The following is a 7,263-nucleotide window of genomic DNA, read 5'->3' on the forward strand; positions in this document are numbered from 1 at the left end:
CGTACAATGAACTCCAAAAATTAGTAGCGGTTGCTTAAACCCAAACGCCACTTTATAATCCGTTCTCTATTTTTTTAAACTTTGCAACAGAACCTTTTTCCAAATATAAAATAGAAAGAACAACATTTAGCTGTCCTTAGTTTTTTACCATCCACATGGCACTAATTGTTTCAGTAGAAATATGTTTCCAAATCCCGTATATCTGTATTGAAATGAAACTCTCTTTTAACTGTACATCTAATGGAATTATGCTTTTAATCTTTCCGTTGTATATTTTTTTTATTTCTGTTTTGAACACGATTCTAACCTCTAATGTATCCAAACTCATTTTACTATCCCCTTATTTTAAGACAAAATGGGATTGCCTTTTACTCTTATTATTGATTAGCATTCGCATCTATATTTTCTTTCTCTTTCTATGTGTACCAATTCATTTGTATAATTATTCACGACAGAATCAGACTGTAATGTTTTTATATTTTTCATATGAGTATCAGCAGCTTTTTCGGTATTCTTCTTACTCTTACCAGTATCTTCACTAGTGATAAAACTCTCTACAATAACAGTTAAGAACTAAACCTACCGTTTCTTTCAGAATAGCCGTGTAATTATCTCTTATATGATGCTATTCTTTCTCCCTATGTATTTATAAGTTACTTACATAAAATATAATGAACTAAAGTAAATGAGATTTCAAGAAGTTTTTTTCTGAAAATCACTCCAATTCACGAAGTTTTTTTGCTCGTTGGAAGTAAATATACTTTAATGCTAAAGAAATTCGAGATTCCTGTAAAAATGGATTCGTTGCTTTATACAAATTTAATCAATATTACATTGTTCCTACCGTTTCGCTCCATGAAAAAACTTTGCAGCAGAACTATGTTTCTATTCATGCCCGATACCAGGCCTACTCGTGTCACCATTTACAACACCAAATTCTGTTATGTTTGGCTCTACTATTACTTTTATTTTTAATTTGGGATACTGCCTCTCCCATCTTTTTATATTAAAATGTCTGATACGACTCCGTGCTTCATCTCCAATCCCAACAGGATCAATATGAAGTTTTTGACATTCCTTAATGATTGCATCTCCTTGTTTTTCTAGCGAGTGTTTCATTGCTTTTTCTGTTATCTGTATAATATCTTGTGAGATTCTTTTCCCTTGAAATTCACGTACAACTCCCTTTACTTTTAAGCGAATGGTGATTTGTGGATCCGGTGTAGAAGTTCGTATAAGAAATTTTCGGTGAGTAACCACACTTTGTACAGAAACGTCTACATTCTTGCTTATTTTTACTTTTACATGCCCTAATTTTGCTCTTTCTCGTAACACTTTGAAAATGAATAGATTGTCTCGATGAATTTTTTTTACATATCGATCTTTCTTGAATAGAGCAATCCCTTCAATGCGTATATGTTTTCCTTCTAATTTTAGTAGAGGTAAAACAGGATCTTTCATTTTTGAAAAATAGGAAGTTAAAAATATGTGAAGGTTATTCTTGGGTAATAGTCCATATGCCATGTTATGTTCTAATAAATTGGCTAGAAAGCTACCTGTATCCTTATTTCCATATTTCTTTTCTAGCACATTTTTTGCTTTGCCATCTACAATTGCTAGTAATAAACGTGAACTAACATTGGCATCCCGATGAAATGTATCAATGATTGTAGAAATTTCTTTTTTAGAAAGCTCATGTCCAAATAAAGCCACTTCCAATTTCCCATTTGCAATCGGTTCATCAGATTGTTCATTCTGCTTTTCCAGGCTTTCTTTACTCAATGAGGATGTTGTGGTCAAAACCTTATTGATAATTGTTTTATCAGGTTGGTAGACAGCATACACCCCTGAGACTTGCATTTGATTTCTGGAACTGGATGCATCATAACCAACTCCTTTTGCAAGCCGAATATCATCCAGTACTTCTTTGGGAACACGACCGAAAATAAATACTAACAACATCATAATGCATAGAAAGATAATAAACTTTATTTTCATCCTCATTTCCCCATTCGATTTCGAATATGGTAGACAACAAACAATATGGGTATATAAACAACAACAATGTAAAAACCAATATTTGAAATAATTCGGCTTAAAGACTCTATCGCATCCCGATCAGATATAAAACATATCACCAAAAAGAGGATACTTAAAAGCCAAGGAATCATGGATTTTTGCCGTAAACCACCAAATAATTCTTTTAATCCCCGACTCGCAGCCCAGCAACTAAGACATATATTCGGTAAAAGAATGATGATCCACGTTGTAATTCCAATAAATTCAAATCTTTCTATAAAGGGAAGGCGAACGATTTTCCACATACTTAAAGTAGGCCAAACGGTACGACTCAAGTGTTCTGGACTAAAATAAACCGTGGTTACCAAAGTAAGGCCTAAATAAATACATATCGTATATAAATGACCGAAATGAGCCCATTTTTGAGATTTTTCTGGGTCTTGCAAGAAAGGATAGTATAAGAATAAAAGTTCGAGACCAAAAAAACTAAAAGACATCGCCTTCATAGATATGAATAACTCTTTGATAGAATGGTCCCCAATAGGCAACAGATTTCGATAATTTGCAAATTCTAAAGGACTGAGAAAAGTAAGCCACAAAAATAGGGGAAGTAAAATACTACATACACTAACACCTACTACAGTTCGAAAACCACCAACTACAATAAAATACACAAGAATAAGATAGACAGCAGCAAAAGTCCATTTATTGAGACTAGGAAAAATCCAAACGCGAATAATTTCCAGTGTAGATTGAAGATATACGAAGCTATAGGAGAAGATATAAAGGCATATGATAAAACTGCAAATGCCGCCTAGCCACATTCCCCATACTTTACGATGAATAGGGATGATACTTTGTTTTTCCTTATTTAATAGGGTATACATCATCCAAATTAAAATATGTCCAACTAACCCTGTTAAAATAACGATTATCCAGGCATCATGCCCCGCACGCTGAGCTATCTCGCGCTGAAAGCTGAAAGCTCCAACCCCTGTTTGCATTGTATTTATCAAAAAGAAAGTAAAGAAAGAAGAGACAAGAAATTGTGTTTTTATACCTGTTTTCAATGTGATTCCCCTTTATAATTATTCATCCATGTCTTTGTTTTGTCGGATAGATTTTTTAGAAAATCGGATTTTATCCTTTGACTGCGTATCCATAGGGCGTTTGGATTGTTTAGACAATGGTAGACGAATAAAAGAATCTTTAAAGTCTGAAAGGCGAAAAGGATAGATAGGTTCTAAATACGGTCTTCCCAGAGAAGTTAACTTTAATAAATGGACCAGGATAAACATAGCAGATATTGCAACGCCTATTACACCCCACAATTCGGCAAATAACAAAAAGGGGAAGCGAATAAGCCGAATCGCATTTCCCATTTTATAAATAGGTGTGGTAAAAGAGGCTAGAGCAGATAGGGCTACAATAATTAATAACACATTACTCGTTAACCCCGCCTCAACAGAAGCTGTTCCAATAACAATACCACCTACAATGCCTATTGTTTGTCCAACCTTTGTGGGTAACCTGGCTCCAGCCTCCCTAAGTAACTCAATTGTTAATTCTAAAATGACAGCTTCCAAAATGGGTGGGAGCGGTATCGGGCTTCTCGAAATAACTATCGTACTTATCAAATCTTTCGGAATCAATACATAATGATAATTGAGCACTGCCACATAAAGCGGCGTAGCTAAAATAGAAAACATGACACCCACAAGGCGAATGACTCTAAAAAAAGAAGCGATTTGCCAATGAATGAAATAATCCTCAGATGCCGAAAAAAATTCTATTAACGTAGTAGGTCCAATTAATGCATGGGGTGATCCATCCACCAAAATTACAATTTTCCCTTCTCCTAAAACGTCAGCCACTCGATCCGGTCTTTCCGTATCAATAAGTTGTGGAAAGACCGAGTAATTATTATCTGAAATCATTTCTGAGATATAGGAGCTGTCTAAAATTTGATGATACTCAATCTCTTGAACCCTTTGCATGACTGTGTGTACATCTTCTTCATTGGCAATATCCTTCATATAGAGAATGGCAATTTTTGTTTTAGATAGGGTACCAACTACATATTCTTTGATTTGTAGTTGCACACAAGGTAAGCGCTTACGAATTAAATTTAAATTTGCTTGTATGGATTCGACAAACGATTCTTTAGGACCAACTACACTAAATTCTTCTTCGGGTATCGCTACATCTCGAGCTTGATTCATACTTGCTGAAATGAGTAAACAAGTTTCATCCGTTGGATGATATTGAATCATGATATGACCTAGCATGAGGTTGGATTGAATTTGTTCTATATCATTTGTAAGTACGATAAGCTCCATGGGAATCACAGCTTGTAATTCTTTTAAAGAGAGATAAGTACCACGTTTCATATATGGAAGAATTTGTTCATATATAAATTTAGAATCAACGAGCGATGTAAAATAAGAAATCCAAAATTCGCCTCCTGCATGAGGATGACAAAATTGAATAAAATCATCCGACTCTTTGCTGTATGTTAGTAAATCTTCTATTGTCATTTACAATCCCTCACTTGTTCCCCTTGTTAGATTTACATATAACTATTCCTTTAAAGATTTTTCATTATAGAGTATTTATCTAAAAATCATTTTATATCCTAAAAAGATTGCATGATGTACTGCTAGGTTTTAGAGTTATCATATTAGGGGATTTAAAGAATTCAGATTTCCTCTTTTTACGAAGAGTGAAACATGTAAAAGATGTTTGTATGGAAGAAATGGAAATAACAGCAATGTTGAAAAAGCTATGGAAAGAAGTACTGTATAGAAGAAAATTGATGGAAGAGTATGAATTGGGTCATATTGATGAATACAATGAAATAACCTCAAATGAACAAATTCCCTATATCTTACTTACAATTGATGAAGTATTCATGATACAGAATGTACCACCATCATAGAAAAAGTTACCAATTAGATCGAATGGGACGATTCATCTCGGACGTGTTGAAAACCTACGAGTCCTTTACTACCTTTATAAACCGGTGAACTACATCACTGCTTTTAATAATTGCGCTACTAACGGAGCAATTCCCCCAATAAATGTTAAGAATGCGATTGCAATTGGGTTTTCTTTGCCCATCCCACGAAAAAGGGGAATAATACAAAATATCCCAATTCAATCCCAACCGGTGTGTCGTATAAATTTAATTATGTATTATTAAAGGATGAATCCGAACATGTTTGGGATTCATTCTTATTTTTTATACAAAATACTTACAATCCCAACTATCACAAAAATGGACGTTTTTGTTACAGCTAAATTTCCACATTCGGATTTCAATAGAGAATTAGAGAATGTTAAGAATGCATAAATTCAAATAATTGTCTTTTAAATTGAATGAAAATATTGTTTCCTTATTTTTTCTTATTTCTCAATGTTTCGATGAAAGTATTTCAGAAAGTTGAATAGATATATATTGTAAGAGGTTGTTCACTATTCCATATCGAAGGAACGTAATTTTTTATAAAAAAGGAGTACGTATAATGAAATTTCTTGAAATTATACAGCATAGCTTTAATTCTTTACAAATATATAGTCAACAAGAGCTTATACAGATTGTCCAAACATTAGATTTGTCACCTGAAAATGTAATTCCTTATATCAAAGCTCCAAAACACTTGGAATACGGACGAAATATCATTTATCATACAAAAAACCTAGAAGTCATGGTACTTTATTTTCCTAGCTTGGCGAAAACGCCTATTCATAATCACGGTACATCAACAGGCTGTATTTATATTGTACAAGGTAGCTTACAAAATATCCTATATACTTTTGAATCCTCCGAGACTACACCAACCTATCATCAAACGCAACAATTTACGCAAGGACATCTCTTTACTGTTAATAACAATACCATTCATATGATGCAGAATAGCTCGAACTTACCAGCTATTACCTTCCATGTATATTCGCCACCATTGAAAAACGTAAAAATCCATACTTCTTAATAAAGTGTAATAGAAGTTGCTTCTTTTCCTTTAACTTGTTTATTTCGAAAGGAGTTATTATGGATCAATTTAAAGATCGTTTCATACAAAGTCTGCAAGATGGGCGAAGTGTTTGGCTAAAAGGCAAACAAATTGATGTCACAAAGAATGCAAGTTTTCAAGGTACGTTAGCTACTATTACTCAGCTATATGACTTGTTTACAAATCCTACACATCAGCAATTAGTTGGCTATCTAAGTCCCCAAACCAATACATGGGTTCATACAGCATTTTTAGTACCAAAATCTTACGAAGATATATTAAAAAGGCGAACAGCCTTTGAGACATGGAGCAAGATGACAGATGGGGTTATGAGTCGTTTGTCCGATTATGCTCGATCCCGGTTAACAGGATGGTATGCAGCTCGTGAATCATATAGAGGACTTGATCCTCAATTTCCTGATAAAATAGCGAGTTACTATGAAGAAGTCAGAGATCAACACCGTTTCATCAGTGTGATTCAACGCGACCCACAAATAAATCGGTCCATTCAACATGCAGTCGATATAGATGAAATAGGATTATTAAGAATGACAAAAAAACGGCGGATGGAATATTTTTAAGTGGTGCTAAAATGATTGGAACCGCATCGCCATACTCAAATGATTTACTTATTTATCCTGTAACAAGAGTGAACTACTCGCCACTTAGCAAAGCTTGAAGTTGGAGCTTCTCAGTTCCACGACGAAAGTAACCTTTCGTCTCCCTGAGCGTTACTTCGGGATGTTCCATCCCTAGATGTCCAACGCTTGGACGCTCTTTTGGTACGGTTGATATTTTACGCAGGAACCGAATGGCTTGGTTATCGCACTCTATTTTCTTCCTGCAACCTCATATATCAAGTGATCAAAGAGCTTCATATAGCTAGTTTATCAAAAGTTTTTGGCTATGCCAAACCGAAATTCATCTCCCACCTACCGTTTGGGCTACGCCCTTCACACGCTTGAGGAAGGAGAATTCTTTCGGGGAATTTGTTAAAAAGTGAACAGAGTTCTTTAGCTCATTTTCTTATCGTTGCACCAAATTCTCCTGGTTTACATATGATTTGTCGGGAATCGTTCGCAACTGATTTTTCACAACAAATTAATGCTCCTATTAGCTCCAAATATGATGAAATGGGGTTCTGTTGCAAAGTTTAAAAAAATAGAGAACGGATTATAAAGTGGCGTTTGGGTTTAAGCAACCGCTACTAATTTTTGGAGTTCATTGTACG

5 protein-coding genes and 2 pseudogenes are annotated in these 7,263 nt (G+C 34.5%); 3 read left to right on the forward strand and 4 right to left on the reverse strand.

The window, feature by feature from the left end; genetic code table 11:
- Positions 1–136 precede the first annotated feature (136 nt).
- The 4 genes from F3I02_RS10665 to F3I02_RS10680 all read right to left on the reverse strand — a co-directional run bounded on the left by F3I02_RS10665 (position 137) and on the right by F3I02_RS10680 (position 4,556).
- Positions 137–328 carry a hypothetical protein gene (locus F3I02_RS10665; RefSeq protein ID WP_196477890.1) on the reverse strand — a complete coding sequence of 64 codons (192 nt, stop codon included), beginning with the start codon at positions 326–328 and terminating at the stop codon, positions 137–139.
- 557 nt (positions 329–885) lie between these two features.
- Positions 886–1,998, reverse strand: a complete 1,113-nt coding sequence (locus F3I02_RS10670; protein ID WP_196477891.1) for a Ger(x)C family spore germination protein — start codon at positions 1,996–1,998, stop codon at positions 886–888.
- Positions 1,999–2,000: 2 nt separating this feature from the next.
- Positions 2,001–3,089 (reverse strand): GerAB/ArcD/ProY family transporter, encoded by a 1,089-nt coding sequence (locus F3I02_RS10675; protein ID WP_196477892.1) that lies wholly within the window; start codon positions 3,087–3,089, stop codon positions 2,001–2,003.
- An 18-nt stretch (positions 3,090–3,107) separates the two neighbouring features.
- Positions 3,108–4,556: a spore germination protein gene (locus tag F3I02_RS10680; protein ID WP_196477893.1), complete on the reverse strand. Its 1,449-nt coding sequence runs from the start codon at positions 4,554–4,556 to the stop codon at positions 3,108–3,110.
- A 137-nt stretch (positions 4,557–4,693) separates the two neighbouring features.
- Here F3I02_RS10680 and F3I02_RS10685 point away from each other — a divergent pair.
- The 3 genes and pseudogenes from F3I02_RS10685 to F3I02_RS10695 form a co-directional block, all read left to right on the forward strand.
- Positions 4,694–4,942, forward strand: a pseudogene (locus F3I02_RS10685) (FtsK/SpoIIIE domain-containing protein); the annotation flags it as partial.
- 601 nt (positions 4,943–5,543) lie between these two features.
- A complete protein-coding gene (locus F3I02_RS10690) occupies positions 5,544–6,011 on the forward strand; it encodes a cysteine dioxygenase (protein ID WP_196477894.1) in 468 nt (155 codons plus the stop codon).
- Positions 6,012–6,070: 59 nt separating this feature from the next.
- A pseudogene (locus F3I02_RS10695) lies at positions 6,071–6,684 on the forward strand (4-hydroxyphenylacetate 3-hydroxylase N-terminal domain-containing protein); the annotation flags it as partial.
- Positions 6,685–7,263: the final 579 nt, after the last annotated feature.

Source organism: Bacillus sp. SRB3LM (assembly GCF_015712745.1).
In the GTDB taxonomy this organism is placed as follows: domain Bacteria; phylum Bacillota; class Bacilli; order Bacillales; family Bacillaceae_G; genus Bacillus_A; species Bacillus_A thuringiensis_K.